Genomic DNA, 26,138 nt, shown 5'->3' with positions numbered 1-26,138 from the left:
AGTGTAAAGACCGCCGAGCAAAGTTGTAATCAGGCGACGAATTTGCGGCGCCGCGCTCAACGTCTTCGGCGTGGGTTCGATGAAGTCGAGGCTAGCCTTACCGCATCACTTCGACAACGTCGCCCGCACCGTATATTCGCCCTCGAGCGGCGCGGCATGAGCCGGCCGCACGAAATACCGCGACGCATCGGCATCGGCCGGCATCGGTTCGACCGGGTAACCGTGCTTCTCCCACGCATCAAGCCCGCCCTTCAGCGCCCTGATGTTGTGGAGCATCTTCTTGCGCTGCATCTTCGCAATCAGACGCTTCGCGGTCGCCTCGTTCGGGCACACGCAATACACGACGATCGGCCGCTTCAGCAGCTCCGGATCGAGCAGGTCCGGCGAATCGAGATCGATCGGCACCGCACCGGCGATCCGGTACGGCTCCCGTTCGCGAATCGCGCGCGGCCGCGCATCGAAGATCAGCGGCGGTTCGTTCGACGTCATCATCTCGACGAGCTGCGGCGGCGAGATGCGCAACTGCGCGAGGTAGCGGCGGAATTGCACGCGGCGCACCCAGCGGTACAGCACGAACGTGATGAAGATCGCGAGAAACGCGTCGAGGATCGTACCGCCGCTCGCGCGCACCCACAGCACGAACTGGACGATCTGGTCATGCACGGCCGCGCCGCCGACAAGCCAGACCGCGGCCCACAACGACGCGCCGGCCAGATCCCAGAACAGGAACACGCCGACACCGATCGCGGTCGTGCCGAGCAGCGGCGCCGACACGAGGCCGAGGCCAGGCAGGAATTTGGAGATGACGAGGAGCGGCGCGCCGTATCTTTCGAATACATTACGCGCGAAGCGCAGCGTCGTGTCGAGCGACAGCGAGAAGCGCACGAGCCCGTTCAGCAAGCGCCGCCCGCGCGTGCGGCCCATGAAGAACCACAGTGAATCGGCAAGCATCGTCGCACCGATCGCCGCCGCGAACATGCTCGTCCAGGACGCCTGCCCCATCGCCGCCATCGTACCGCCGAGAATCAGCATCGGCACGGCCGGCACCGGCACGCCGAGCTGCGTGATGAGTACGCTCGCGAACACGGCCCACGGGCCGAGCGACGAGGGAATTGTAATGGGAAAGTGCCACACGGGGGCGCTCCTGGAAGACATGCGGACCGTGCGACGGAGGCGGCCGTCGATACGGCTGGCAGCGACCGCCGCGGCAGGCCCGCGGCCGATCCTGCACCACGTTGCATTCTAAACGGGTTTGGCCGGGGCCGCGCGGAACGGCTGTCGTCGCGGGGAGCCCGCACACTCACGCGTCAGGGCGCTGCGCGAGCCCCGCGACGTATTCCGCGTACTCGGGAAACGCGGCGGCCAGTGCGGTCGCATCCGCGAGCTCGAATTCCGCGAACTCGAATCCCGGCGCGACCGTGCAGCCGACGAGCGCGACGTGCTCCGGCGACGCGCAGCGCGCGCCGAACCAGCGTCCGGCCGGCACGACGGCCTGGAACACGGTGCCCGGATGCGTGAGCGGGTTGCCGAGCCGATGGATCGTCAGGCCGTCGTGCTCGTCGAGCACCCACACTTCGAGCGGATCGCCCGCGTAGAAATGCCAGACCTCGTCGGAACGGATCCGGTGCCACGACGAATACGCGCCGTCGCACAACAGGTAGTAGATCGCGGTCGACGCCGCGCGCGGCGCGCCGTCGGCAGGACGCACGACGGTATCGGCCGCGCGGTAGGTTTCGCGGAAATAGCCGCCCTCGGGATGCGGCTGAAGATCGAACTGGTGAATCAGGTCGGCGGCGGAAATCGGCATGGCGGATGACGTCGGTAAGGTAGGAAACCGGCCACGCGACGCACCGCGCAGCCGATCACATATGCAATCTCCGCACCGTCGCGTGCCGCTGCGTCGATCGCCGCGGCCATGCACGCGGCGACGGGATCGCGCGCGAAACCCGCGCGACGATGAAGCGGACCCCGGTCGATGCTGCCAGAAGTGCCCGTCACGATGCAACCGGGGCGATGCGATCACGCCCCTGCATGGCCCGTTGATCGATGTGCCGGACGCGTGACCGATAACGCGGTCACGTCGTCACGTCGCCATCCGCCCGGCCGCCCGCTGCTGCTCGCGCCTGAGCGCCTGAACGCCTGAACGCCTCAGCACCCCATCACAGTCATCGCGCGGTTGCCACCGCGGCCGGCTCGTCGTGCCGCACCAGCAGCACCGGCCGGTCGGCCGAGCGCAGCAGCGATTCCGCGACACTCCCGAGCAGCAGCCGGCGCAATCCGTGCCGCCCGCTCGTCCCCATCACGATCAGATCGGCACCGACCTCGGCCGCCGTGCGCATCAGCACCGCGGCGACGTCCTCGCCATACGCATCGAGCGCGCGCACGGTGCCCGGCACATGCTGCTGCGCAAGCACCGCTCGTGCGTCGTCGAGCACCGGCGTCGCCGCGGCGGTTGCCGCCGCGTCGCGGTCGCGTTCCGCCGCAAAACCCGCATCGACGTCGACGAGCTGCGGCCGATGCTCGACGACATACGCGCACGTCACCTCGCCGCCGGATGCCAGCGCGATCCGGATCGCCTCGTTCAGCGCGAGACGCGCGCTTGGGCCGCCGTCGAGCCCGACGAAAATCCGCTTGTACATGGTCCGCCCTCCGACCGGGCACGCGCCGCGCATCGCACAACGACACGCCCGTCACCGCGAGCCGGCCCGATGCCGGCTCGTCTGCCGAACAGTCTGCCCCACATGCCGACGCGTCCGTTGATGCGCGTCAATCGCCGCCGGAACGCCCGCCGCACGCCCGACTAGCACGTTTTTAGCTGACCCTATTACAAAAAACCAATAAAACGCGCACAATTTCAGCTTCAAATCAAACGTTCGCACGCGGCCGGTGCGAGTTTTCGCCGGTTTTGCCGCACCGCCCGAGCGCCACGGGCGGCCCCGACACCAGAATGGCCAATCGAATGACCGCCAGTGGCACCCCGTCGCGTGACGCCCGAGGGCCCACGCGCCTCCCGACCATGTTACGCCAGCCGCTCGTGGCTGGCGTCGCTGCGCTGTTCGCCGGTGCGGCGCTGTCGCTCGGCGTCGCGCTGCTGGTACGCGAGCAGTGGCAAGGCACCGTGCATACGCGCTTCGAACGCCGCACGTCGCACGTGACGGCGATGCTGCGCCACGAGTTGCAGACCGGCGCCGCCGTGCTCGAAAGCGCGCGCGGCGCGTTCCTGCTCGCGCCGCAGATGACACCCGAGCAATGGCGCCGGTATGCCGACACGCTCGAGCTCGACAGCGGCCGTTCGCCGGTCCGGCAGCTCGGCTATGCGCCGCTGTCGCCCGCGACACGCAGCGCGCTCGCCGGCGACGCGCCGCTGCCGGCCGGCCCGTTCGCGGTCGCGACGCTCAGCGCGCCGCTGTCGAGCGCGGCCGGCGCGCGCTTCGGCGCACCGGATCAGGCGCCGCTGGCACGCGCGCTGCGCACCGGCAATGTCGCGCTCGGCATCCACCCGGCCGACGACGATACGTCCCGCGATACCCGCATCCTGATGCTGTTCGTGCCGGCGACGCCATCATCGCGCACGCCCGTCACGCCAGCCGGTGCCCATGACACGGGTGCCGGCGGCGTGCTGTTCGCGGAACTCAGCCCGAATCGCGTGGTGGAGCGCGCGCTCGACGCGGAACGCGGGCTCGACCTGCGGATGAGCGCCGGCGACGATCCGCATCCGATCGCGAGCGCGGAGACGACGACCGACGAAGCCTCCACGTCGCCCGACCTGATGCGCCGCACCGACCAGCTGAATTTCGGCGGCACCGTGCTGACGCTCGCCTATTCCGCGGACGGCCGCCCGAGCGCGACCGGCGCGCAGCGCGCGGCGGGCACGGTGCTCGCCGCGGGGCTGATCGCATCGTTCGCGTTCGCAGCACTGATCCATGCACTGCTGCGCGGCCGCGCCGGGACGGCCGATACCGGCGCCAGCAGCCGCGGCATCCTCAACGAGGCGCGGATGATGGGCATCATCCGTTCGTCGATGGAAGCGATCATCACGATCGACGAGAAGCAGACGGTCGTGATCTTCAATCCGATGGCCGAACAGGTATTCGGCGTGTCGGCGATGGAGGCGATCGGCGCGCCGCTGTCGCGCTTCATCCCCGAGCGGTTTCGCGCCGCGCATGCGAAGCACGTCGACCAGTTCGGCGTGACCGGTGTGTCCGAGCGGCAAATGGGTCGCCAGCGCGTGCTGTTCGGGCTGCGCGGCAACGGCGAGGAATTCCCGATCGAGGCGTCGATCTCGCAGATCCGCGATGCGTCGGGCAAGCTCTATACGGTGATGCTGCGCGACATCACCGAGCGGCAGCGCGCGGAGAATGCGCTGAAGCAGTCGCGCGAGGAATTGCGCGAACTGTCGGCGAACCTGCAGAACGTACGCGAAGAGGAAAAGACCCGCATCGCGCGCGAGTTGCACGACGATCTCGGCCAGCAACTGACCGCGCTGAAGATGGATCTGTCGGTGATCGAGCAGCAACTGCGCGCGCCGGGCCGTGCGCAACCCAATGACGACGTGCTGTCGCACCTGCAGGGCATGCGCCGTCTGATCGATGCAACCGTGGCGTCGGTGCGGCGCATCGCAGCCGACCTGCGGCCGGTGATGCTCGACGATCTCGGCCTCGTGCCCGCGATCGAGTGGCTGGCGAACGACTTCACGAACCGCTACGGCATCGACGTCGAACGCCACATCGAAACGGGCGGGCTCACGTTCACCAGCGCGGGGGCGACCACGCTGTTCCGGATCGTCCAGGAAGCGCTGACGAACGTCGCGCGCCACGCGGACGCGACACGCGTCGCGCTGCGGCTCGACATCGAGGAAGGCTTCTGCGTACTGCGGGTCGCGGACAACGGCCGCGGCGCGGCACCGGGCGGCAGCGCTCACGAGGACAAATCGTTCGGGCTGATCGGCATTCGCGAACGCGCACACATGCTGGGCGGCAACGTGACGATCGACACCGCGCTCGCGCGCGGCTTCTCGATCACCGTCGCCTTCCCGCTCGGCACAGTTCAACAGGAAACCACCCTCACATGATCAAGGTGCTCATCGCCGACGACCATACGCTCGTGCGCGACGGTCTGCGGCACATCCTCCAGAACGCCACCGGATTCGAGGTGGCCGGCGAAGCGTGCGACGGCCCGTCGACGATCGCGCTGGTTCGTTCGACGCCCGCGCAGGTGCTGGTGCTCGACCTGTCGATGCCGGGCCGCAACGGCGTCGAGCTGATCAAGCAGATCAAGGACGAGAAGCCCGCGCTGCGCGTGCTCGTGCTGACCATGCACGCGGAACAGCAATATGCGGTACGCGCGTTCCGCGCCGGTGCATCGGGCTATCTGACGAAGGAAAGCGCGAGCGCCGAACTGGTGGGCGCGGTGACGAAGGTTGCGTCGGGCGGCGTCTACGTGAGCCTCGCGATGGCCGAGCAGTTCGCGCAGAGCCTGAACGAGCCGGCCGAGACGCTGCCGCATCAGCGCTTGTCCGATCGCGAATTCGACGTGTTCCGCCGGATCGCCGCCGGACAGACGCTGACCGAGATCGCGCAGGCGCTATGCGTGAGCGCGAAGACGGTCAGCACCTACAAGACCCGGATCCTGGAAAAGATGCAGATGCCGCACGAAGCGGCGCTGGTCCGCTATGCGATGCGGCACAAGCTGCTCGACGAAACGGACGACGTCTAGCGCCTGTTCACGCTAATCACGGGCTTGCGGCGGCCGCGGGCCGTGCGGGCCCCGCGGCCGGCCGGACGCCGCGGCTTTTACTTCGCCGGCACCGGGCACGCGAGATCGCCTTCCTCGCAGGACAGATACCCCTTCAGCGTCTCGTTGCGAATCTTCGTCAGATCGTCGAGGCAGGTCGACACGACCATCGAATACGCGCTGCCGCCTTCGGCGTTCGCACTGGAGAAGTTGCATTCGGCATCGCGGTACGCAATCCACGTGCGCTGCGCATTCACGAGTTTCTCGGCGAGCGGCTTCGCATCGCGCAGGCGCGCGGTGACGGCCTGGTAAGTGCGATTCAGCTCCGCGTCGGATTTCTTGTACGCGCGATCGGCACACGCCGTCATCGCCGCCTGATCCGTCGTTTCCGCACAATTCGCCTGCGCATGGGCAAGATTCGCCGTCAGCGCGAGCGCGCACAGCAGACCGGTCAAGACACGCATGGATGCTCCTGTTTGTTTTCGTTGATTGGTGGAACCTCGTGCCGGGCTTGCCGCCGCGCCTCGGTGCGCGGCATCGCGGACAAGCCGGCGCCACGCCATCCGCCACGGCTGCCGTGGCGTGGCGAGGCCGACCGCGATGCTAGCGCACGCGCGGCGGATTGTCAGCCGGCGCCACGCGTGCGGCGGACGCAAAAAAGCCTGCACTCGACACGAGTGCAGGCCTTTCGATACGGCGTCGCCGGCGGCCTGCAGGCCGCGCAGCGAATGGCTTAGTGACCGAAGTACACCGACGAACGGTCGGCCGCGGCCGGCACCGTCACGCGCTGGCCCGACTGCGACGTCGCGACCGGGTTCGAGCCGTAGCCCGTTGCGTCAGCCTGTGCACCGGTGTTCTGGGCTGCCGCGATCTTTGCCTGTGCGGCCTGAATGTTTTCCGGATAGTTCATCCAGTCGTTCGGGTTGTAGCCGGCCTTCTCGAGCTGGACCAGCTCGGCACGCACTTGCGCGCGCGTCAACGGCTGCTGGTTCGATTGGGCGAACGACACGATCGGTGCGGCCACCAGTGCGGCCAGTGCAACTGCCTTGATCAGCGATTTCATGATGCGTTACCTCCAGATTGTTTTGTCAGGCGCTTCGGACTCGGTAGTCGTTGCGCATGAGTGAAAGTCTAGGCGGCTCGGCTATCAGGGTAAATACTTAAATCGCGAATTCACTGTTGACCGAATTCCGTACAATTTCCGCGCATTCGGTCCAATCATCAGATGATTAACGTCACATCCGCACCCAATAAACCGGGGCGCGCTGTGGCATGCCCCGTCTGGGCCCGTCGATCCACCCGGGCCATGAACGACGCCGCCCGACGATGTGCAACGACGACCGCATCTCAGCGGACGGGATCAGCCTCCGTGCTTTCCACCGACAGGTCGAACAGCAACGCCTTCAGGCGGATGCGGTCGGCCGCGGCGATTTCGCTGAACGCAGCGTGATGAAGCGTCCAGCCCGGTGTCGCGGGCTCCGCGTGCACCGCGCGCACCGTGGCGTCGAGCGCCAGCAGCGCGATACGATCGCCGTCCATGTACGGCAACTGCACGCGCAACGGCTCGCCGGCGGCGGCGAGCGGCCGGTCGACCGCGATCGACAATCCGTTCAGGCTCAGATCGTGAACGATCCCGATGCCGTCGGCCTGCGCCGGCCCGCCGGTGCAGCAGGCCGCGATCCGTACCGGCACGCGCGGCTCGACGCGCGTGCGCAACCGGTCGACGAAGCCCGGCGGCGACAGCACCATGAACGGCGCGCCGCCTACGGTCTGCACCGTCTCGACCGTCGCACCGAAGCGCGACACCGCCGAGCGGCCGATCGCGACCGCCTCGACGTCGTCGCCGCGGGCGAAATCGAACACCGCCGACGGCCGCGGTTCGACGAACAGCACGCCCGATGCGCCGATTCCGATCAACCGGCAGCGTTGCAGCACGCGGGCCGCACCGACCCGCCGGCGGATGCCGATTGCGGCGCCGGCCGACAGTCCCATGTGCGCGGCCGCCGGCACGGTGTCGCCGTCGGACGCAGCGGGTCCGGCGTCATCGCGCCTGCGAACGGGCCGGAAGTGATCGAACAGGAAGTCGTGCTGCGCGGGATCGCGCAGCGTGGCGCCGGCGGGCAGCAGCGCGGCGCCGCCCGCATCGTAGAGATCGAAGCCGAGCGGGACGCCGGCGGCGACGTCATCGCGCGCAAGCGCGACGTAATCGGTGATGAGCGGCATCGGAATGGCGCGGAGCGGCCCGCGCGAGCTGTCGTGACAACGTGATTACGGCAGCATCGCGCGAAATCTGAACGGCTCGTTACTCCGAACCGCTGGTCGCGTCGGGTGAAGCGGGCGCCGGTGCCGGCGTCGGTGAAGGTGCCGGCGTCGGTGAAGGTGCCGGAGCCGGTGAAGGTGAAGGTGCCGGCACGGTGGAAGGCGCCGTGGCCGGTGCGGAGCCGAGGCCGCCGCCACCGGTATTGCCGGAACTCGCCGCGCTGCCTCCCCCCGCCGCCGGCGGCTGCACGGGCTGCGATTGCGACGCGCCCGCCGACAACGCGGCGGCCGACGCCGCCACCTCCGACGCCGGGATCCATTCCTCGACGACGCCGCCGGATGCCGGCACGGGTGCCGACGCGGCGGACGCGGCCGACGCCTCGTCTGTGTCCTCGTCGGGCTGACGCTCGATACGCTGGGTCCTCACGGGCGCCGGCTCCTGCTTCGATTCGGGGCCGAACCAGCCGTCGAACAGGTCCGTCACCCGTTCGCGCGCCGACGCGAACCAGCCGGGCGACGGCTCGGTATCGAATTTCAGCTTCGTGTCGACGATCCGCGCCCGTTGCGCGCGCTGGAAGAAGTCGCCGACGATCGGCAGCGCGCTGTGCGCGCCTTGCCCCCAGTAGTCGCTGCGCAGCGTCACGCGGCCGTCGTCGAAGCCGACCCACGCGCCGGCGACCAGCCCCGGCTGCATCAGGATGAACCAGCCGTCCGCGTTGTCCTGCGTGGTGCCGGTCTTGCCGGCCACGTCGCCGCGAATCCCGAAGCGCGTACGGATGCTGCCGCCGGTGCCGCGCGTCACGACGTCGCGCATCACGTCGAGCAGCGTCTTGTCGGTTTCCGCGTCGAGCGCGCGCTCGGGCGGCGTCGGCGCGTATTCGGCGAGCACGTCGCCCTGGCGGGTCTCGATGCGCGTGACCATTTGCGGCTCGACGTACAGCCCGCCGTTCGCGATCGTCGCGTACGACGCGACCATCTCCTTCAGCGTCACGGGGCTCGTGCCGAGCGCGAGCGACGGCACACGCTCGAGCGGGCTCTCGCGCACGCCCATGTCGCGCGCGAGCCGCGCGACGGCCGCCGGGCCGACCTTCTCCATCACCTGCGCGGTGATCCGGTTGCGCGACAGCGCGACCGCGTCGCGCAGCGTCATCGGCTTGCCGGTGGGCGGTGCATCGTCGTTCGGGCGCCAGATCTCGCCGCCCTTCAGTGGAATCTCGATCGCCTGGTCGACGAACGTGTCCTCCGGCTTCATCCCGTTCGCGAACGCGGCGCCATAGACGAACGGCTTGAAGGTCGAACCCGGCTGGCGCCGTGCCTGCGACACGTGATCGAACGGCTCGTTCGTGAAGTCGCGGCTGCCGACCCACGCGCGGATCTGCCCGTCACGCGGATCGATCGCGACGAAGCCGGCCTGCACGTCGGTCTTCGCCTTGCACAGCGCGCGCATGAAACCTCGGTCGGCGGCGAGCTGCTTCATCGCGGCCGCATCGTCCTTGCCGGCGTCCTGCGCGGCCTTGTACTCGGGCGACTCGCGCATGAAGGTGCGGAACACCTCGTTATCGGTGCCGCAGCCGTCGCGGCCGCTCCACGCGTTGTTCGCGATCCCCTGCAGTTGGTTCGCCTGCTGCGTCAGCGCCTGGGTCGCCATCTGCTGCAGCCGCGCATCGATCGTGGTGCGCACGATCAGCCCGTCCGAATAGATGTTGTAGTCGTTGCGGTCGGCCCAGCCGATCAACCATTTGCGCAACTGCTGCGCGAAATGCGGCGCGGGCCCCGGCGGCTCCTTCTGGCGCTCGAAATCGACGCGCAGGGGCCGGCGCTGCAGCTGCGCGAACTGCGCCGGCGACAGCTTGCCGTACTTCACCATCTGGCCGAGCACCGTATTGCGCCGCTGCAGTGCGCGCTCGGGGTTCAGCACCGGGTTGTAGTAGCTGTTGCCCTTCAGCATCCCGACGAGCGTCGCGCTGTCGAGCACGTCGAGCTGGTCGGCCGACTTGTCGAAATAGGTGCGCGCGGCCATCTCGACACCGTACGCGTTGTACAGGAACGGCACCGTGTTCAGGTAGGTCTCGAGGATCTGCGGCTTGCTGTAGATGGCCTCGATCTTCAGCGCGGTGATCGCCTCCTTTACCTTGCGCGTGAGCGTCGGCGCGCGGCCGATCTCGTCCGGATACAGGTTGCGCGCGAGCTGCTGCGTGATCGTCGAGCCGCCTTGGCGGTTGCCGGAGAACGTATGGAGCGCGGCCGACGCCGTGCGCTTCCAGTCGAGGCCGTGGTGCTCGTAGAAGCGGTGATCCTCGGTCGCGATCAGCGCATCGACCATGTGCGGCGAAATCTGCTTGAGCGGCACCCATTCGCGGTTCGACGGCTTGAATTCCGCCAGCAGCTTGCCGTCGGCGGACAGCACCTGCGCCGGCTGGTCGACGCGTGCCTTGCGAATGTCGCCGATGCCCGGCGTGAACGGAATCAGCGCCAGTACGTACAGCAGGAACAGCACCGGCACGGCGGCGGCCGCGAGCAGCACGCCGCGGCGCGTCGGATGACGGAGACGGCGCCAGGCGGTGGCCAGGACACGCTTGACGGGCACGGCGGCAGCGGCCGCGACGGGTTGGGCGCGCGCGACCCATTTGGCACAGAGATCACGCACTGACGACACGTTTCGGCGATTCACGCGGGTGGGGGATCGGCTGGAAAGGCAGCATCGTACCAAAACTCGCGCGGCACACCGGCCCGCGGCCGACCCGGGCCCGTGCAAATGGCATCCGATGGCGCGGTTTCACAACAAAAAAGGCGCGCGCCCTGCAATGGGACCGCGCGCCAAGCCTGGTACAACCCGATGCCGTGCGCCGGCGTTCAGCGCACGAGGAAACCGTAGGTCAGCGGATCGCGCTCGTCGACGATCCAGTTCGCGAAACCGCAGATGTGCGCGCTGCCCTCCACTTCCGGAATCACGGCCGGGATGTCGCCAACCATCGTCTCGCGCAGCACGCGCCCCTTGAACACCGTGCCGACGATCGACTCGTTGACGAGCGTGTCGCCGGCCGCGAGCACGCCTCGCTGGTACAGCTGCGCGACACGTCCGCCGGTGCCGGAGCCGGTCGGCGAGCGGTCGACCTCGCGATCCGCGAACACGCAGCAGTTCGCCTGCGTCGAACCCGGATGGCGCGGCGCATTCGCGATGATCGTGCCGTAGATATGGTTGATTTCCGGAATCTCCGGATGCACGACCGGATACTTCGCGTTCGCGGCGGCCTTCACTTCGGCGCCGAAGCGGATCAGCTTCTCCACCGCCGCTTCGCGCACCGGCAGGTCGAACGGCGCACCGTCGACGTAGAAGTAGAACGCGCCGCCGTACGCGATGTCGCCGGTCACGGTGCCGAACGACGGCGTGTCGACCGACACGTCGCGCCGCCAGATGAACGACGGCACGTTGACGAAGCGCACGGGCCCCGCGTGCTCGCCGTCCCATTGCACGAACGCCTCGATGAAGCCGCACGGCGCATCGATGCCGACGCGCGTCTCCGGCACCGTGCGCTGCACCCAGCCGAGCTCGACCGCGGCGGTCGACAGCGCGATCACGCCGTGCCCGCAATGGTCGCTGTAGCCCTCGTTGTGCAGGAAGATCACGCCGAAATCCGCGGTCGGCGACACCGGCTCGGTCAGGTAGCCGCCGTACATGTCGGCGTGGCCGCGCGGCTCGAACATCAGCGCACGGCGGATCTCGTCGGCGTTCTCCTTGAGCCACGCGCGGCGCTGGACGATCGTGTCGCCCGGCAGGCGCGGCAGCCCGCTCGTGACGATGCGAAAGGCTTCGCCGCCGGTATGGACTTCGACGGTCGAAAGGGATCGGGAAATTTTCATGAGGATCGAAAGCGGGAGGACGAAGGACGGCGCCGCGGCGCCGTCCGGTGGCGGTTACTTCGCGTACGGTTCGGGCAGCCCGTTGCGGATCACGTAGACGGTGGTCGGCGCGCCCTTCAGGTCGCCGTGTTCGTCGAACGAATAGGTGCCCGCGACACCCGCGTAGTTCGATTTCGCCAGTTGCGCGATCAGCTTCGCCTTGTCGGTGGTCGTGCCGGCCTTGACCATCGCATCGGCGAGCAGCTTCATGCCGTCGTAGTAGTTGACGCCGTAGACCTGCGTCTCCGTGTGATAGGTGTCGTGGTACTTCTTCAGGAATGCGCGGCCGGCCGAGGTTTTCTCGAGCGCGACGCCGCCCTGCGCGCAATAGACGATCGACGCGGCCTCGCCCGCGACCTTGCCCATGTCGGCCGAGCAGATGCCGTCGCCGCCGAGCAGCTTCGCGCGCAGGCCGCGCTGCTTCATCTGCTTCGCCATCGGCGCGCCCTGCGCCGCATAGCCGCCGAAGAAGATCACGTCGGGATTGCTGGCCTTGATCTTGGTGAGAATGCCGAGGAAATCGGTCGCCGACGAGCTCGTGTACTCCTGGTCGACGATCTTGATCCCGTTGGCCTTCGCGACGTTCGCGAACTGCTCGGCGACACCCTGCCCGTACGCGGTGCGATCGTCGATGACCACTGCGGTCTTCGCGTTCAGCGTCTTCGCGGCGAAGGTCGCCATCGTGCCGCCGAGCTGTTCGTCGCTCGCGCCGATCCGGAAGATGTTCTTGAAGCCCTGGCGCGTCAGCGCCGGGTTCGACGCGACCGGCAGCATCGGCACGCCGGCATTGGCGTACACGCGCGACGCGGGAATCGCGACGCCCGAGTTGTACGGGCCGAGCACCGCGACGACGCCCTTGTCGACCAGGCTCTGCGCGACCTGCACGCCCGCCTTCGGGTCGGCCTGGTCGTCGTCGGACACCAGCTTGAACGTGACCGTCTTGCCGGCCACTTTCACACCCGCCTTGTTGAGCTCGTCGACCGCGAGGCGCGCGCCGTTTTCGTTGTCCTTGCCGTTTGCGGCCTGCGGGCCGGTCAGCGGCGCCGAGTGGCCGATCGTCACGACTTCCTGCGCGTGCGCGGAAGTCAGCGCGCCGGCGGCCACGGCCACCGAGAGCGCGGTAATGAGGTATCGCATGGTGTCTCCTGATTGGTTTTGTGTGAAACCAATGTAGGACACGCATGGTCACGATGCAAGCAATTTCAAAATACTATTTACGATTTTGGTCATATTTCAGACCAGAATGCCGCGGGGTGCGTTACTTCGGCGTGATGTCGCGCCGCACCCGGAGAATGTGCTGCTCCACATAGAACGCGGCCGCATCGGCGTCGCCGGACACGATCGCCTCGTAGATCAGCCGGTGCTCGGACACGTAGAGCCGGATCCGGCCCGCGTCGTAGATGCCGTCGTCCTTCAGCCGTTTCCATAGCGGCTGGTCCATCGTCTTCGCGACTTCGTCGGCGATCTTCACGATCAGCGCGTCGCCGGTCATCAGCGCGAGCTGCCGGTGGAACAGCCGGTCGCTCTCGTTCCACAGCGCGCGCTGCCGCGGATCGTCGACATCGGTGATGGTTTCCATCTGCGCGAGATAGCCTTCGGCGATCGGATCGGCTCGGCCGTGCGCGGCCGCGAGGCGCGCGATCGCGGGCTCGAGGATGAGCCGCACGTCGAGCGTCGACGTCGGGCTGAAGTCGGCATCCGGCGCGCTTCGCGTGTCGCCGCGCTGCGCGAGCACGTCGAGCGGCGCCGGCACGACGTAGGTGCCCGAATTGCGCTTCGTGAACACCAGCCCTTCGTTCTGCAATGCGCCGAGCGCCTCGCGCACCGCCGGCCGGCCGACCTGGAACAGCGCCGCGAGCTCGCGCTCGGACGGCAGCCTCGAATCGGCCGGATAGCGCCCCGCGCGGATCTCGTCGCGGATCTTCTCGGCGACCTGCTCGTAGATCTGCAGCGGCCGGAAACCGGCTTCAAGGGATTCGGGACGCGCGGACATCATCTGGGGCTCCTGCCAGGTCGGGGGGCGTGGTTCGGGAATGGTGCGCACGATACCGCAGCGCAGCGGGCCGGCACGTGCGACGGCCCATCTGGACGGATATTAGAACCAAAATCAGTCATCTGCCCGATTTTACGGATTGCCGGGCGGCCATCAACTGGTATAGATTTGATCCAGACCGCCTGCCGTCGCGATTTCCGGCAGCTTTCGTGGCGAGCGCGCGTTGCGCCCGTCGTCCACGCTCACCGATCCAACCGACCGACACGATGACCGCCCTCTCCCGGATTCCCGCTTTCGATGCCGCCGAAACGGCCGCGCTGCTCGACTACCCGGCGCTGCTCGCCACGCTCACGCACACCGTCGCCGAGTATGCGGCCGGCGAGATCGTCAGCCCCGAACGGCTCGTCGTGCCGCTTCAGGGTGGCGGCGTGATGCTGTCGATGCCGTCGAGCGCGCGCGACCTCGCGAGCCACAAGCTCGTGAACGTGTGCCCCGGCAACGCCGCGCGCGGGCTGCCGACGATCCTCGGCCAGGTGAGCGCGTACGACGCGACGACGGGCGAGATGCGCTTCGTGCTCGACGGCCCGACCGTCACCGGGCGCCGCACGGCGGCCATCACCGCGCTCGGCATCCAGGCGCTGCACGGCGCCGCGCCGCGCGACATCCTGCTGATCGGCACCGGCAAGCAGGCGGCCAATCACGCGGAAGCGCTGGCGGCGATCTTTCCGGACGCGCGCCTGCACGTGCGCGGCTCGCGCGCCGGCAGCGCGGCCGCGTTCTGCGCCGCGCACCGCGCGCAGGCGCCGCAGCTCGCGCCGCTCGACGGCGACGCGATTCCCGATGCGATCGATGTCGTGGTCACGCTGACGACGAGCCGTACGCCCGTCTATCGCGAAGCGGCGCGCGAAGGCCGCCTCGTGGTCGGCGTCGGCGCGTTCACCGCGGACGCCGCCGAGATCGACGCCGACACCGTGCGCCACAGCCGGCTCGTCGTCGACGACCCGGCCGGCGCGCGCCACGAGGCCGGCGACCTGATCGTCGCGCAGGTCGACTGGCAACGGGTCGCGTCGCTCGCCGACGTCCTGCGCGGCGCCTTCGAGCGGAGCGGACCGCTGCTGTTCAAGACCGTCGGCTGTGCCGCATGGGATCTGGCCGCGTGCCGCACGGCACGCGATGCGCTGGACGCGCGCCGGGGCGGCTGATTCGACCGCCGCGGCGGCAACGACGGCAGCGGCCGACAATCGCCCACGCCCCCCGGCGGCCCGCCCCGCGCGTCGCCGCCGCTTTCGCCCACGCTTGTAGGAATCGCCCTACAACGCGTCGAACCGGCCTACACAAACTTCCAATTCGGCCGATTTCATTTTCGGCGGCGCAACACGATACTGCGGGCATGAATGCCAGCCTGTCACCCGCCGTCGCGCTCAGGGTGTTCCTCGTCGATCACGCCGTCGCCGTGCGGCAACGCATCGCGCTGCTCGTCGGCGCGATCGGCGGCGTCGTGGTCGTCGGCGAAGCAGAAGACGGCCAGGACGCGTGGACGCACATCCGCAGCAGCCGCGCGGACGTCGTGATCGTCGACCTGCGGCTCGCGGACGGCGGCGGTCTCGAGCTGATCGGGATGCTGTCGAAGGCCGCGCCGCCCGTCGTCACGATCGTGCTGACGAACCACTCGGCGCTTGCATTCAGAGATGCATGCGCGGCGGCCGGAGCCGATTATTTCTTCGACAAGACCGCCGAATTCGACGCTGCATGCCGCGTCATCGAATCCCTGGTGCACGCTCGCGCGCACCAACCCTGATCGAGCCGGAGTGATTCATGTCTACCGCCACCGCCTTCGCCACCGCCCCGCCCGCCGCGGCTCGGCCACCGATGCCGCTTCACGCGGTCGCACGCACCGATACCGCCAAACATCCGGCCGCGCGCTGCTCAGTGTGCGCGATGCGCTCGATGTGCCTGCCGCCCGACCTGACCGCGGACGAATACGGCCGCCTCGACGCGATCATCTGCTCGACCCGGCACGTTCGCCAGGGCGACTCTCTGTTCCGCACCGACGACCCGTTCCAGAGCATCTATGCGGTGCGCGCGGGCTCGTTCAAGACGGTGATGATGCATCGCGACGGCCGCGAGCACGTGAACGGCTTCCAGATCGCCGGCGAAACGCTCGGCATGGACGGCATCGGCACCGGCCGGCACTGTTGCGACGCGATCGCGCTCGAGGACAGCGTCGTATGCATCATCCCGTTCGTCGCGCTCGAAGCCGCATGCCGCGAAATGAAATCGATGCAGCATTTTCTCTATCAGATGCTGAGCAGCGAGATCGTCCGCGAATCGAGCCAGATGCTGCTGCTCGGCACGATGTCGGCCGAGCAGCGCGTCGCGCATTTCCTGCTGAACCTGTCGTCGCGCTTCGAGGCGCGCGGTTATTCGGCATCGGAATTCAACCTGCGGATGACGCGCGAGGAAATCGGCTGCTATCTCGGCATGAAGCTCGAGACGGTGAGCCGGATGTTCTCGCGGTTCCATCGGGAGTCGCTCGTCGAAACACGCGGCAAGCGCGTGCGGATCATCGACGCGCAGGCGCTCGCCCAGGTCTGACGGATAGAGCGCGGGCGGCCGGCATCATTGCGCGGCGGCGCCCGTCTTGACCTGACGTAACGCGACGGCTTCGGATTCGTCCGCGTGCCACGCGGACAGCGCCTGTTCGGCGTGCGCGAACGCGCGGCGCATCGTGTCGTTCACGTCGTGGCCGGTGCTCGACGGCAGCGATGCCGGGGCGCGATCGTGCATCAGCAGTTCGAGCCGCACGTCGTAGGTCCGGTCGCCGTCATCGGTCGTGCGCGACTCGATCGTCAGCCGGCAATCGGCGAGCCGTGCGCGGAATCGCTCGAGCCGCACCAGTTGCGCCCCCGCCTCGGCTTCGAGTGCGGCATACCCCGTGAATCCGACGCAGACGATCTGCATGCCCACGCCCATGGGGCGCCTCCTGACGAGATCGGTGCCCGTCGACCGCGTACCTGTCACTGTGTATCCCTGTCCCGTACGCGGCGCGATGACCGACGCGGCGCTCACTGCCCGTGGCAGCCCCACCTGCGCGCAACCATCGGCGCGAGAGAATTCATACGCTGAATGTCTGCGACGCCTTCATTTCGATCCACGTCATCCCGGCCCGCAGCCCTTCGATCGCCGCCTCGTGCTCGGTCGGATACGCGTGACTGTGTTCGAACGTGTGATGAAAACGCGCCGCCCCCGTGCCATGCTCGACGGACACACGACAGCGGAACTCGCCGGATTCGCATGGTCGCGTCTCGATTTCGACCGACCAGTCGCGTTCATGAATCGTACCTTGCAGTGTCATGCGCCCTCCTGCGGGATCAGTCGTCCTCGAGCCGGAAATGACCGCTATGCAGCAACACCGGCCGTCCCCCGATTTCTTCGAGCATCCGTCGTGCCATCGCATCGATCGCCGACCGATGTGCTTCGAACGCAGCGAGCAGATCCCGCTCGAGCAGCGACGGCGCGCCGAAATGGTCTTCCAGCGCTTCGGCCGTGATCGCGCACTGCACGCAGCGACCATCGACCAGCGCCGAAAATGCGACGACCAGATCGCGTCCGCAATATTCGGGCGGTTCCGGTGGAAAGGCAATCTGCATCTGTCCGCCTGTCATCGTCGTGACGATCCCATGACATGAGCATAGCCGCCTGCACGGCCGCACGCTTGACCCACGTCAACGGCTTCGCTGCGCCGCACGATGCGGCGCCCTTCGCATGGCGTGGAGCGGCGTTCAGCCCGCGTCCGCGTCGATTGCCGCACCGCGCTCGGCCAGTAGTTCGCGCAGCACGCCGCGATGGCAGCGGCGTTCGTCCTCGCAGTAGCAACCGATCGAGAACGCGCTCGTCGCCGACAGCGCGGCGAGCAGATCCAGCACCTTCGGCGCGTCGCCATGCGCCATCTCCGCGCGAAAGCGGCGCGTGAACGCGCGCCATTCGGCGTCGGTTTCGGCCGCCAGCGCCTGCGCGACGAGCTCGGGGCTCGGCGACAGCGTCGGCAACCATACATCATAGTAGTTGCGCGATGCGAATTCCGCCTTGGGTACGCCGCGCGGCGGTCGCCGCACCGTGCCGATCCTCAGGCCCTCGCCGGCCGCGCGCGGCGTGCCGAGCCGTACGATTCGAATTGCCATGCCGCTCCTTCGTCATGCGTTCGAGCTTCCATCGTAGCGCCGCGCCGCCGCCACGCAACAAAAAACCGGCTGCCTCCACGAAGGAGACAGCCGGTTCGGCGAAACGATCGGGCGCCCGAAGGCGTGCGGTCAGACGCCGCTCTTCAGCACCTTGCCGATGGATTCCGCGACGATGCCGACGTTCGAATCGTTCAGGCCCGCGACGCACATGCGGCCCGAACGCAGGATGTACACGCCGTGCACTTCGCGCAGCGCGTCGACCTGGGCTTCGGTCAGGCCCGTGTACGTGAACATCCCGCGCTGCTTCACGTAGCGCGTGAGCGCTTCACCGCTGACGTGGTCGCGCAGGCCGTCGTGGATCGACTGGCGCATGCGCGCGATGCGGCGGCACATCGCGGCAAGCTCTTCTTCCCACTGCTTGCGCAGCGCCGGCGTGTTGAGCACCGTCGCCACGACCTTTGCGCCGTAGGTTTGCGGGTTGCTGTAGTTCGAGCGCACCGCGCCGGCCAGTTGGCCCAGCACGCGCTCGGCCGCGGCCGCATCCTCGCAGACGACGCTCAGGCCGCCGACCCGCTCGCCGTACAGCGAGAAATTCTTCGAGAACGAGTTCGCGACGAGCGCCGGCACGCCGCGGCGGGCCAGTTCGCGCACCGCGAACGCATCCGCGTCGAGGCCCGCGCCGAAGCCCTGGTACGCCATGTCGACGAACGGCAGCAGCCCGCGCGCCTCGATCACGTCGATCAGCTTCTCCCACTGGCCTTCGTCGAGATCGACGCCGGTCGGGTTGTGACAGCACGCGTGCAGCAGCACGATGCTGCGCGCCGGCAGCGCGTCGATCGCCGCGAGCATCGCGTCGAACTTCAGGCCGCCCGTCGCTTCGTCGTAGTACGGATACGTGTTCACCGTGAAGCCGGCGCGCTCGAAGATGAAGCGGTGGTTCTCCCAGCTCGGATCGCTGAGCCATACCTGCGCGTCCGGGAAGTAGCGCTTCAGGAAATCGGCGCCCACCTTCAGCGCGCCCGAGCCGCCGAGCGTCTGCACGGTCGCGATGCGGCCGGCCGCGCGCGCCGGGTGATCGGCGCCGAACACGAGCGCCTGCACGGCGTCGCGATACGCGGCGAGGCCGACCATCGGCAGATAGGGTTTCGGGCCGAGGTCGCGCTGCAGCGCGGTTTCGGCTTCGCGCACGGCGCCCATCACGGGAATCCGGCCTTCTGCATCGAAATAGATGCCGATGCTCAGGTTGACCTTCTGATCGCGCGGATCTTTCTGGAAGTTCTCGTTGAGCGTCAGGATCGGATCGCCCGGGTACGCGTCGATGTGTTCGAACATGGCTATGTCGGTCTCGTCTGGAAGGATGGTCGTGGTGCCCGTGTCAGCGTGCGGACGCGCCGTCGCGCATCGCGTAGCCCGCATTCTTCTGACGGAAGCGATACCCGATCGCGAGCACCGCGAGCCATACGGGGATCAGGTACACCGACAGACGGAGATCCGGCGTCAGGTACATCACGACGAGAATGCCGGCCATGAACACCAGGCACAGGTAATTCGTGAAAGGATAGGCCAGACTGCGGAACGAAGTCTGCTCCCCGGCGATGCGCTTGGCCTGGCGGAACTTCAGGTGGATCAGCGTGATCATCGCCCAGTTGATGATCAGCGCCGACACGACGAGGCCCATCAGCACCTCGAACGCCTTGCCCGGCATGAAGTAGTTGACCAGCACGCACGCGCCGGTCGCGAGCGCCGACGCGCCGAGCGCGGCGAGCGGAATGCCGCGCTTGTTCACCGAGCACAGCACCTTCGGCGCATTGCCCTGCTTCGCGAGGCCGAACAGCATCCGGCTGTTGCTGTACACGCCGCTGTTGTAGACCGACAGCGCGGCCGTCAGCACGACCACGTTCAGCACGTTCGCGACCAGGTTGCTGCTCAGTGCATGGAAGATCAGCACGAACGGGCTGCCGCCGGTGACGACCTTTTCCCACGGATACAGCGACAGCAGCACCGCCAGCGCGCCGATGTAGAAAATCAGGATCCGGTAGATCACCTGGTTGGTCGCGCGCGGAATGCTGTGCTTCGGATCGTCGGCCTCGGCCGCGGTGATGCCGATCAGCTCCAGCCCGCCGAACGAGAACATGATCGCCGCCATCGACATCACGAGCCCCGACACGCCGTTCGGGAAGAAGCCGCCGTGCTGCCAAAGATTCGCGATGCTCGCCTCCGGGCCCGCGTGACCGCTCGCGAGCAGCCAGCCGCCGAAGCCGATCATCCCGACGATCGCGGCAACCTTGATGATCGAGAACCAGAATTCCGTCTCGCCGTACGACTTCACGCTCGCCAGGTTCAGCAGGTTGATCGCGACGAAGAACACCAGCGCGGACACCCAGGTCGGCACGCCGGGCCACCAGTACTGCACGTAGATCCCGACGGCCGACAGCTCGGCCATGCTCACGAGGATGTACAGCACCCAGTAGTTCCAGCCGGACAGGAAGCCGGTGAAGTGGCCGACGTATTTATCGGCGAAGTAGCTGAACGAGCCGGCCACCGGCTCGTCGACGACCATCTCGCCGAGCTGGCGCATGATGAAGAACGCGACGATGCCGGCCACCGCGTAGCCGAGCAGCACGGACGGGCCGGCCATCTTGATCGTCTGCGCGATGCCGAGGAACAGCCCCGTGCCGAGCGCGCCGCCGAGCGCGATCAGCTGGATGTGGCGGTTCTTCAGCCCCCGCTTCAGGCCGTCCTTCTCGTTTCCAGAAACCATGTCTTCTCCATGTTGCCCGCCGCCGCCGGAAGCGGTGCGGCACGCCTCGGTGTGCCGGGCGTTGTTTTGCTGTGCCGGCGGCCGTTCGTGGAGCCGCCGGGTTGGGGACTGCGATCTTCGCGCGGTGACGCCCGATTCCTGTCGGCAGGCCCGCCAGCCCGGCCGCCGACCGTCGTCCTCGCCCGCGTCGCCGCGGCCGCGCACGAAAATCCGGCGTCAGTTTAGCGTCGCGACGGCGAAATCGGGTTGCGTAACCCGCTCATGCAAACCCTACATTATGAGATAAAATTGCACCCCGGAGACAGACGAGGAAACAAAAATGCCTGAACCGGTTCTCGATCGCATCGATCGCCACTTGCTGTCGGTATTGCAGGAGAACGGCCGCGCGTCGAACCTCGATCTGGCGAAGGCCGTCGGCCTGTCGCCCGCGCAGACGCTGCGGCGCCACCGCCGGCTCGAGGAAATCGGCGCGATCCGCCGCTACGAAACCCGTCTGTGCCCCGATACGCTCGGGTTCGGCGTCACCGCGTTCGTGCACGTGACGATGGAGCGCGGGCATATCCGTGACCTGTCGAAGTTCCAGAAGCTCGTGTCGGATCTCGCGCAGATCCAGGAATGTTTCTCGGTGACGGGCGATATCGATTACGTGCTGAAGGTCGTCGCGCATGACTTGAAGGGGTTGTCCACGTTCCTGCTCGAAACGCTGATGCGCATTCCCGGCGTGAGCGGCGTGCATTCGAGCGTGTGTCTCGATGAAATCAAGTGCACGAGTGCGATGCCGTTGGAAAGTTGATGGTGGATGGCCACGCGCTGCCGCGGGCCGCGAGTTCGCCCGTCGCGCTCACCGCACCGCCTCGAACGCGCTGATCAGCAGCGCCCCGCAGGCAATCACCAGACACCCGCCCGCCCGACGCGGCGTCAGCCGCTCGCCGAGATACACGCGCGCGATCAGCGCCGCGAACACCACGCTCGTTTCGCGCAGCGCCGACACCGGCCCCATCGGCGCGCGATCCATCGCCCAGATCACGATCCCGTACGCGAGCGCCGCGAACATGCCGCCGCCCGCGGCCTTCGCCGTCTCGCCGATATCGTGCGTGAGCCGCAGCGGCCCCGCGCGCAGCCGGTAATACGCGGCCATCAGTAGCCCCGTCAGCACGAACATCCACCCCGTATAGCCGACCGTGCTGCCGCTTTCCCGCACGCCGATCCCGTCGACCACGCTGTACGCGGCGATCGATACGCCGGTCGCGAACGCGGTGAGCAACACGGGCGTCATCCGGTGTGGCGCACCCCGCCTGCGCTCGAGCCCGATCGCCAGAATGCCGGCGCAGATCAGCACGAGTCCGCATTGCGCGCCCACGCTCAGGCGCTCGCCCGCGAACACCGCCGCGCCCAGCGTGACCAGCAGCGGCGCGGTGCCGCGCGCAACCGGATAAGCAACGCTCAGGTCGCCGTGCTCGTACGCGCGCACCAGCAGCAACGTATAGACGACATGGATCACCGCCGACGCGACGACGCAGGCCCAGCTCGCGGGCGTGATCGGCGCGGCGCCCGGCAGGAACAGCAGCGCGAACAGCCCGATCGCGATCTGCAGCACCGTGGCCGAGCGCAGCCGGTCGCCGCTGCTGCGCACGAGCGCATTCCATGACGCATGCAGGAAGGCGGCACACAGGACGGCAAGCAGAACGGGGATCGGCACGTTGAATACTCGCTGACGGCCGGCAACGCGAAATCGTTGCCGGGGCCGATCATCGTATGAATGTGTCACCGGATTGTCAAAAAAGCCGCTGCACGACCGCGTGGACCGACACACCCGGCACGTGCCGCGGCCCGCCCGGCGCGGCATCCACGGCGACGACCGCACCCGCCGCCGAATGTGTCGCGCCGGTTGCATCGGCCCGTGCCTTTCCACTGTCTTTCGCGCCGCGTCTCGCCGTAATGGAATCGATACCGCGGCGCAACCGTCGCGAAACCGATTCGCCCCCATATCTTCATACCGGGCTGTTTCAATGCCGGTGCTCCATCACGAGCCCCGCGCCGAACCGAGACGACGACGGGGCCGCTCTCCACCATCGACCACCTCACCTGGAGTTTCCCGATGTTCCGTCAAGCCTTGCTCGTCACCGCCTGTGCAGCCGCAGCGCTTGCGCTGTTCGCCTGCGGCGGCAGCGACGATCCGACGTCGACGCCCGCGGTGTCGTCGCAGGATGCACTGCAGACCGCCACGCCGATCAAGCACGTCGTCGTGATCTACGGCGAAAACGTGTCGTTCGACCACTACTTCGGCACTTACCCGAACGCGTCGAACCCGTCCGGCGAACCGGCCTTCACCGCCAAGCCCGGCACGCCGACGATCAACGGGCTGACGGGCACGCTGCTGACCGCGAACCCGAACTTCACGAACACGGCCAACGGCACCGACGCCGCGAACCCGTTCCGCCTCGACCGCACGCAGGCCGCGACGGCCGACCAGAACCACGCGTACACGGCCGAGCAGCAGGCCGAGGACAACGGCCTCGCCGACCTGTTCCCGAAATACACCGGCAAGGGCTCGTCCGGCGGCGCCGGCGCGTTCGGCACGAAGGGCCAGGTGATGGGTTACTTCGACGGCAACACCGTCACCGCGCTGTGGAACTACGCACAGCGCTTCGCGATGAGCGACAACGCATATACGACGGTCTACGGCCCGTCGACGCCGGGCGCGCTGAACGTCGTGTCGGGCCAGACCAACGGGATGCAGATCGTCAAGACGTCGAAGCAGCCGTCGACGCTCGCGGCCACCTCGTACTACATCAACGACGGCCAGGGCGGCTTCACGATGATCAACGACGTCGACCCCGGCTTCGACGTGTGCTCGAGCACGACCGACCAGGCGATGATGAGCGGCAAGAACATCGGCGACCTGCTGAACGCCGCGAAGATCACGTGGGGCGGCTTCATGGGCGGCTTCAACCTGTCGACGACCAACGGCAACGGCACGACCGGCTGTAACCGCAGCACCGTCGCCACCGCCGTGAACGCGGCGACGGCCGACTACATCCCGCACCACAACTGGTTTCAGTACTACGCGTCGACCGCGAACCCGCAGCACACGCGTCCGAGCAGCATCGCGGCGATCGGTTCGAGCGTCCAGGCCGACGGCAAGACGGCCGAGCCGGCGAACCACCAGTACGACAGCGACGATTTCTTCGCGGCCGTGAAGGCCGGCAATTTCCCGTCGGTCAGCTTCCTCAAGGCGCCAGCCGCGCAGGATGCGCACGCGGGCTACTCGGATCCGCTCGACGAGCAGGCGTTCGTGACGAAGGTCGTCAACTTCCTGCAGCAGCAGCCGGACTGGCAGAACACGGCCGTGATCGTCACCTATGACGACTCCGACGGCTGGTACGACCACGCGTACACGGCGCCGACCCACGCGTCGTCCGATGCGGTCGACCAGGTGAACGGCAACGGCGCATGCGGCACGGGCGGCACCACCGGCGTGAACGGCGGCACCGTGAATGGCAGCTGCGGCCCGGGTGTGCGCATTCCGCTGGTCGTGATCTCGCCGTACGCGAAGCAGAACTATGTCGACCACACGATGATCGACCAGGCGTCCGTCGTGCGCTTCATCGAGGACAACTGGCTCGGCGGCCAGCGCATCGGCGGCGGTTCGTTCGATGCGACGGCGGGCGACCTGCGCGGGCTGTTCGACTTCGCGTCGAAGCCGAATACGGCGCCGCTGTATCTCGATCCGACGCAAGGCACCGTGCTGAGCGCGGCGCCGTCGATCTGACCGGTACTGCCTGACCGGTAACAGCAAGCAGCAGGCCGGCGCATCGTGCGCCGGCCGTTTCCATTCAACGCGCCGCCTTTACGCCGCGCCCGACTTTCGACCGACAGCATGACAGCTCGTCCCGCGTTCCCGTCTCCCGACGCATCCGGCGCCGCCGCGCCGCGTTCCCCTGCCCGCGTGCTGCGCCGCGCGGCGTTCGTGCTCGGCGCGGCCGTGCTCGGCTACGGCGCGTTCGCGATCGCGTTTCCGGCCCGCACGCCGGCGGCGATCGGCGACGTCGTCGCCGACTGGACGGGCGCGAATCCGCATCCGGTCGTGCTGCAGCGCCCGGCCGCGCAGCCGCTGTCCGCGGTCGCGCAACTTGGGCGTGCACTGTTCGCCGATCCGTCGCTGTCGGCGTCCGGCAAGCAGTCGTGCGCGTCGTGCCACAGCCCCGATCATGCATACGGGCCGCCGAACGGGCTCGACGTGCAGCCCGGCGGCCTCGCGATGACGCAGCAGGGTTACCGTCCGCCGCCGTCGCTGATGTACCTGTACCGCCAGCCGAATTTCAGCATCGGCCCCGATGCGGGCGAAAACGACGCCGCGCCGAGCGTCGCGCAGCAGGCGGCAGCCGCGGCCGGCGTCGTGAAGGCGCAGAAGGTGGCCGGCACGTCGGCCGCGCCGCAGCTCGTGCCGCAGGGCGGGATGTTCTGGGATGGCCGCGCCGATACGCTGCAGCAGCAGGCGTTCGGACCGCTGCTGAATCCGGTCGAGATGGCGAATGCGAGCATCGACGACGTCGCGCGCAAGCTCGCGCAGTCGTCGCATCGCGCGCAGCTCGAGCAGTTGTTCGGCGCGCGCGTGTTCTCCAGCCCGCAGCTTCTGGTGTCGGAGGCGATGTTCGCGATCGCGCGGTATCAGGTCGAGGATCCGTCGTTCCATCCGTACAACAGCAAGTACGATCGCTGGCTCGAGGGCCGCGCGCGCCTGACGCAGGCCGAGTTGCGCGGGCTGAGGCTCTTCAACGATCCGGACAAGGCGAATTGCGCGGGCTGCCATCTGTCCAAGCCCGGCAAGGACGGCCTGCCGCCGATGTTTACCGACTACCAGTACGAGGCGCTCGGCGCGCCGCGCAACCAGGCGCTCGCGCAGAACCGCAACCCGGCGTTTCACGATCTCGGCGTGTGCGGGCCGTTCCGCGAGGACCTGAAGGACCAGACGCAGTACTGCGGGATGTTCCTCACGCCGACGCTGCGCAACGCGGCGACGCGCCAGGTGTTCTTCCACAACGGCGTGTTCCATACGCTCGACCAGGTCATGGCGTTCTACAACGAGCGCAGCATCTCGCCGCAGAAGTTCTATTCGCGCGGCGCGGACGGCAAGGTCGACGAGTACGACGATATTCCGCCGAAGTACCGCGCGAACGTCGACGTGACCGATGCGCCGTTCGATCGCAAGCCGGGCGACAAGCCCGCGATGACCGAGCAGGACATCAAGGATATCGTCGCGTTTCTCGGCACGCTGACCGACGAGCCGGCACGCTGAGCAGTCGCCGTT

At 67.9% G+C, this 26,138-nt stretch carries 25 protein-coding genes; 8 read left to right on the top strand and 17 right to left on the bottom strand.

The window, feature by feature from the left end:
* Positions 1-105: 105 nt before the first annotated feature.
* The 3 genes from BAMB_RS19005 to BAMB_RS18995 form a co-directional block, all read right to left on the bottom strand.
* Positions 106-1,134 carry a DedA family protein/thiosulfate sulfurtransferase GlpE gene (locus tag BAMB_RS19005; protein ID WP_041491460.1) on the bottom strand — a complete coding sequence of 343 codons (1,029 nt, stop codon included), beginning with the start codon at positions 1,132-1,134 and terminating at the stop codon, positions 106-108.
* Positions 1,135-1,300: 166 nt separating this feature from the next.
* Positions 1,301-1,807, bottom strand: coding sequence for a cupin domain-containing protein (locus tag BAMB_RS19000; RefSeq protein ID WP_011658785.1), 507 nt, complete (start codon positions 1,805-1,807; stop codon positions 1,301-1,303).
* A 358-nt stretch (positions 1,808-2,165) separates the two neighbouring features.
* Positions 2,166-2,639, bottom strand: coding sequence for a universal stress protein (locus tag BAMB_RS18995; protein WP_011658784.1), 474 nt, complete (start codon positions 2,637-2,639; stop codon positions 2,166-2,168).
* A gap of 320 nt (positions 2,640-2,959) precedes the next feature.
* On the opposite strand from BAMB_RS18995, the gene BAMB_RS18990 reads away from it, so the two are divergent.
* Together BAMB_RS18990 and BAMB_RS18985 are read left to right on the top strand one after the other, a co-directional pair.
* Positions 2,960-5,071, top strand: a complete 2,112-nt coding sequence (locus BAMB_RS18990) for a PAS domain-containing sensor histidine kinase (protein ID WP_041491459.1) — start codon at positions 2,960-2,962, stop codon at positions 5,069-5,071.
* Positions 5,068-5,715, top strand: coding sequence for a response regulator (locus BAMB_RS18985; protein ID WP_006755659.1), 648 nt, complete (start codon positions 5,068-5,070; stop codon positions 5,713-5,715). The genes BAMB_RS18990 and BAMB_RS18985 overlap by 4 nt, the downstream gene beginning before the upstream one ends.
* A gap of 77 nt (positions 5,716-5,792) precedes the next feature.
* On the opposite strand, the gene BAMB_RS18980 is transcribed toward BAMB_RS18985, so the two are convergent.
* From BAMB_RS18980 to BAMB_RS18950, 7 genes are all read right to left on the bottom strand, one after another.
* Positions 5,793-6,197: a lysozyme inhibitor LprI family protein gene (locus BAMB_RS18980; protein WP_011658782.1), complete on the bottom strand. Its 405-nt coding sequence runs from the start codon at positions 6,195-6,197 to the stop codon at positions 5,793-5,795.
* Positions 6,198-6,466: 269 nt separating this feature from the next.
* Complete coding sequence (locus BAMB_RS18975; RefSeq protein WP_011658781.1) at positions 6,467-6,796, bottom strand: DUF4148 domain-containing protein; 330 nt, start codon at positions 6,794-6,796, stop codon at positions 6,467-6,469.
* 284 nt (positions 6,797-7,080) lie between these two features.
* Positions 7,081-7,956, bottom strand: coding sequence for a PilZ domain-containing protein (locus tag BAMB_RS18970; protein ID WP_011658780.1), 876 nt, complete (start codon positions 7,954-7,956; stop codon positions 7,081-7,083).
* A gap of 79 nt (positions 7,957-8,035) precedes the next feature.
* Entirely contained in the window at positions 8,036-10,639 is a 2,604-nt protein-coding gene (locus tag BAMB_RS18965) for a penicillin-binding protein 1A (RefSeq protein WP_041491458.1), read from the bottom strand.
* A 206-nt stretch (positions 10,640-10,845) separates the two neighbouring features.
* Entirely contained in the window at positions 10,846-11,853 is a 1,008-nt protein-coding gene (gene lhpH, locus BAMB_RS18960) for a trans-3-hydroxy-L-proline dehydratase (protein ID WP_011658778.1), read from the bottom strand.
* A gap of 54 nt (positions 11,854-11,907) precedes the next feature.
* Positions 11,908-13,029: a branched-chain amino acid ABC transporter substrate-binding protein gene (locus tag BAMB_RS18955; RefSeq protein WP_006755370.1), complete on the bottom strand. Its 1,122-nt coding sequence runs from the start codon at positions 13,027-13,029 to the stop codon at positions 11,908-11,910.
* A gap of 121 nt (positions 13,030-13,150) precedes the next feature.
* A complete protein-coding gene (locus BAMB_RS18950) occupies positions 13,151-13,888 on the bottom strand; it encodes a FadR/GntR family transcriptional regulator (RefSeq protein ID WP_006755371.1) in 738 nt (245 codons plus the stop codon).
* 263 nt (positions 13,889-14,151) lie between these two features.
* Between BAMB_RS18950 and lhpI the strand changes: the two genes are divergently transcribed.
* The 3 genes from lhpI to BAMB_RS18935 all read left to right on the top strand — a co-directional run bounded on the left by lhpI (position 14,152) and on the right by BAMB_RS18935 (position 16,480).
* Positions 14,152-15,087 carry a bifunctional Delta(1)-pyrroline-2-carboxylate/Delta(1)-piperideine-2-carboxylate reductase gene (gene lhpI / locus BAMB_RS18945; RefSeq protein WP_011658776.1) on the top strand — a complete coding sequence of 312 codons (936 nt, stop codon included), beginning with the start codon at positions 14,152-14,154 and terminating at the stop codon, positions 15,085-15,087.
* A gap of 188 nt (positions 15,088-15,275) precedes the next feature.
* Positions 15,276-15,683, top strand: a complete 408-nt coding sequence (locus tag BAMB_RS18940; RefSeq protein WP_011658775.1) for a response regulator — start codon at positions 15,276-15,278, stop codon at positions 15,681-15,683.
* 17 nt (positions 15,684-15,700) lie between these two features.
* Positions 15,701-16,480 (top strand): helix-turn-helix domain-containing protein, encoded by a 780-nt coding sequence (locus BAMB_RS18935; protein ID WP_011658774.1) that lies wholly within the window; start codon positions 15,701-15,703, stop codon positions 16,478-16,480.
* Positions 16,481-16,504: 24 nt separating this feature from the next.
* Here BAMB_RS18935 and BAMB_RS18930 read toward each other — a convergent pair whose 3' ends face one another.
* The 6 genes from BAMB_RS18930 to BAMB_RS18905 all read right to left on the bottom strand — a co-directional run bounded on the left by BAMB_RS18930 (position 16,505) and on the right by BAMB_RS18905 (position 20,827).
* Positions 16,505-16,858, bottom strand: a complete 354-nt coding sequence (locus tag BAMB_RS18930) for a hypothetical protein (protein ID WP_011658773.1) — start codon at positions 16,856-16,858, stop codon at positions 16,505-16,507.
* A gap of 142 nt (positions 16,859-17,000) precedes the next feature.
* On the bottom strand, positions 17,001-17,240 hold the full coding sequence (locus BAMB_RS18925) for a hypothetical protein (protein ID WP_006752669.1): 240 nt from the start codon (positions 17,238-17,240) through the stop codon (positions 17,001-17,003).
* A gap of 16 nt (positions 17,241-17,256) precedes the next feature.
* Entirely contained in the window at positions 17,257-17,550 is a 294-nt protein-coding gene (locus tag BAMB_RS18920) for a DUF1488 family protein (RefSeq protein WP_011658772.1), read from the bottom strand.
* Positions 17,551-17,667: 117 nt separating this feature from the next.
* The gene (locus BAMB_RS18915; RefSeq protein ID WP_011658771.1) at positions 17,668-18,066 is read right to left on the bottom strand and encodes a DUF488 domain-containing protein; all 399 of its coding nucleotides are present in this window, start codon (positions 18,064-18,066) and stop codon (positions 17,668-17,670) included.
* 129 nt (positions 18,067-18,195) lie between these two features.
* Positions 18,196-19,398 carry an amino acid aminotransferase gene (locus BAMB_RS18910; RefSeq protein ID WP_011658770.1) on the bottom strand — a complete coding sequence of 401 codons (1,203 nt, stop codon included), beginning with the start codon at positions 19,396-19,398 and terminating at the stop codon, positions 18,196-18,198.
* Positions 19,399-19,441: 43 nt separating this feature from the next.
* Positions 19,442-20,827 carry an amino acid permease gene (locus tag BAMB_RS18905; RefSeq protein ID WP_011658769.1) on the bottom strand — a complete coding sequence of 462 codons (1,386 nt, stop codon included), beginning with the start codon at positions 20,825-20,827 and terminating at the stop codon, positions 19,442-19,444.
* A gap of 319 nt (positions 20,828-21,146) precedes the next feature.
* On the opposite strand from BAMB_RS18905, the gene BAMB_RS18900 reads away from it, so the two are divergent.
* The gene (locus tag BAMB_RS18900; protein WP_006759289.1) at positions 21,147-21,620 is read left to right on the top strand and encodes an Lrp/AsnC family transcriptional regulator; all 474 of its coding nucleotides are present in this window, start codon (positions 21,147-21,149) and stop codon (positions 21,618-21,620) included.
* 48 nt (positions 21,621-21,668) lie between these two features.
* Here BAMB_RS18900 and BAMB_RS18895 read toward each other — a convergent pair whose 3' ends face one another.
* Positions 21,669-22,526, bottom strand: coding sequence for an EamA family transporter (locus BAMB_RS18895; RefSeq protein ID WP_011658768.1), 858 nt, complete (start codon positions 22,524-22,526; stop codon positions 21,669-21,671).
* A 399-nt stretch (positions 22,527-22,925) separates the two neighbouring features.
* Between BAMB_RS18895 and BAMB_RS18890 the strand changes: the two genes are divergently transcribed.
* Complete coding sequence (locus BAMB_RS18890; protein WP_011658767.1) at positions 22,926-24,599, top strand: phospholipase C; 1,674 nt, start codon at positions 22,926-22,928, stop codon at positions 24,597-24,599.
* Between the two features lie 108 nt (positions 24,600-24,707).
* The gene (locus BAMB_RS18885; RefSeq protein WP_011658766.1) at positions 24,708-26,126 is read left to right on the top strand and encodes a cytochrome-c peroxidase; all 1,419 of its coding nucleotides are present in this window, start codon (positions 24,708-24,710) and stop codon (positions 26,124-26,126) included.
* Positions 26,127-26,138: the final 12 nt, after the last annotated feature.

It is taken from the genome of Burkholderia ambifaria AMMD, assembly GCF_000203915.1.
Classification (GTDB): Bacteria; Pseudomonadota; Gammaproteobacteria; order Burkholderiales; family Burkholderiaceae; genus Burkholderia; species Burkholderia ambifaria.
This window is presented reverse-complemented; position numbering and strand designations above follow the sequence as displayed.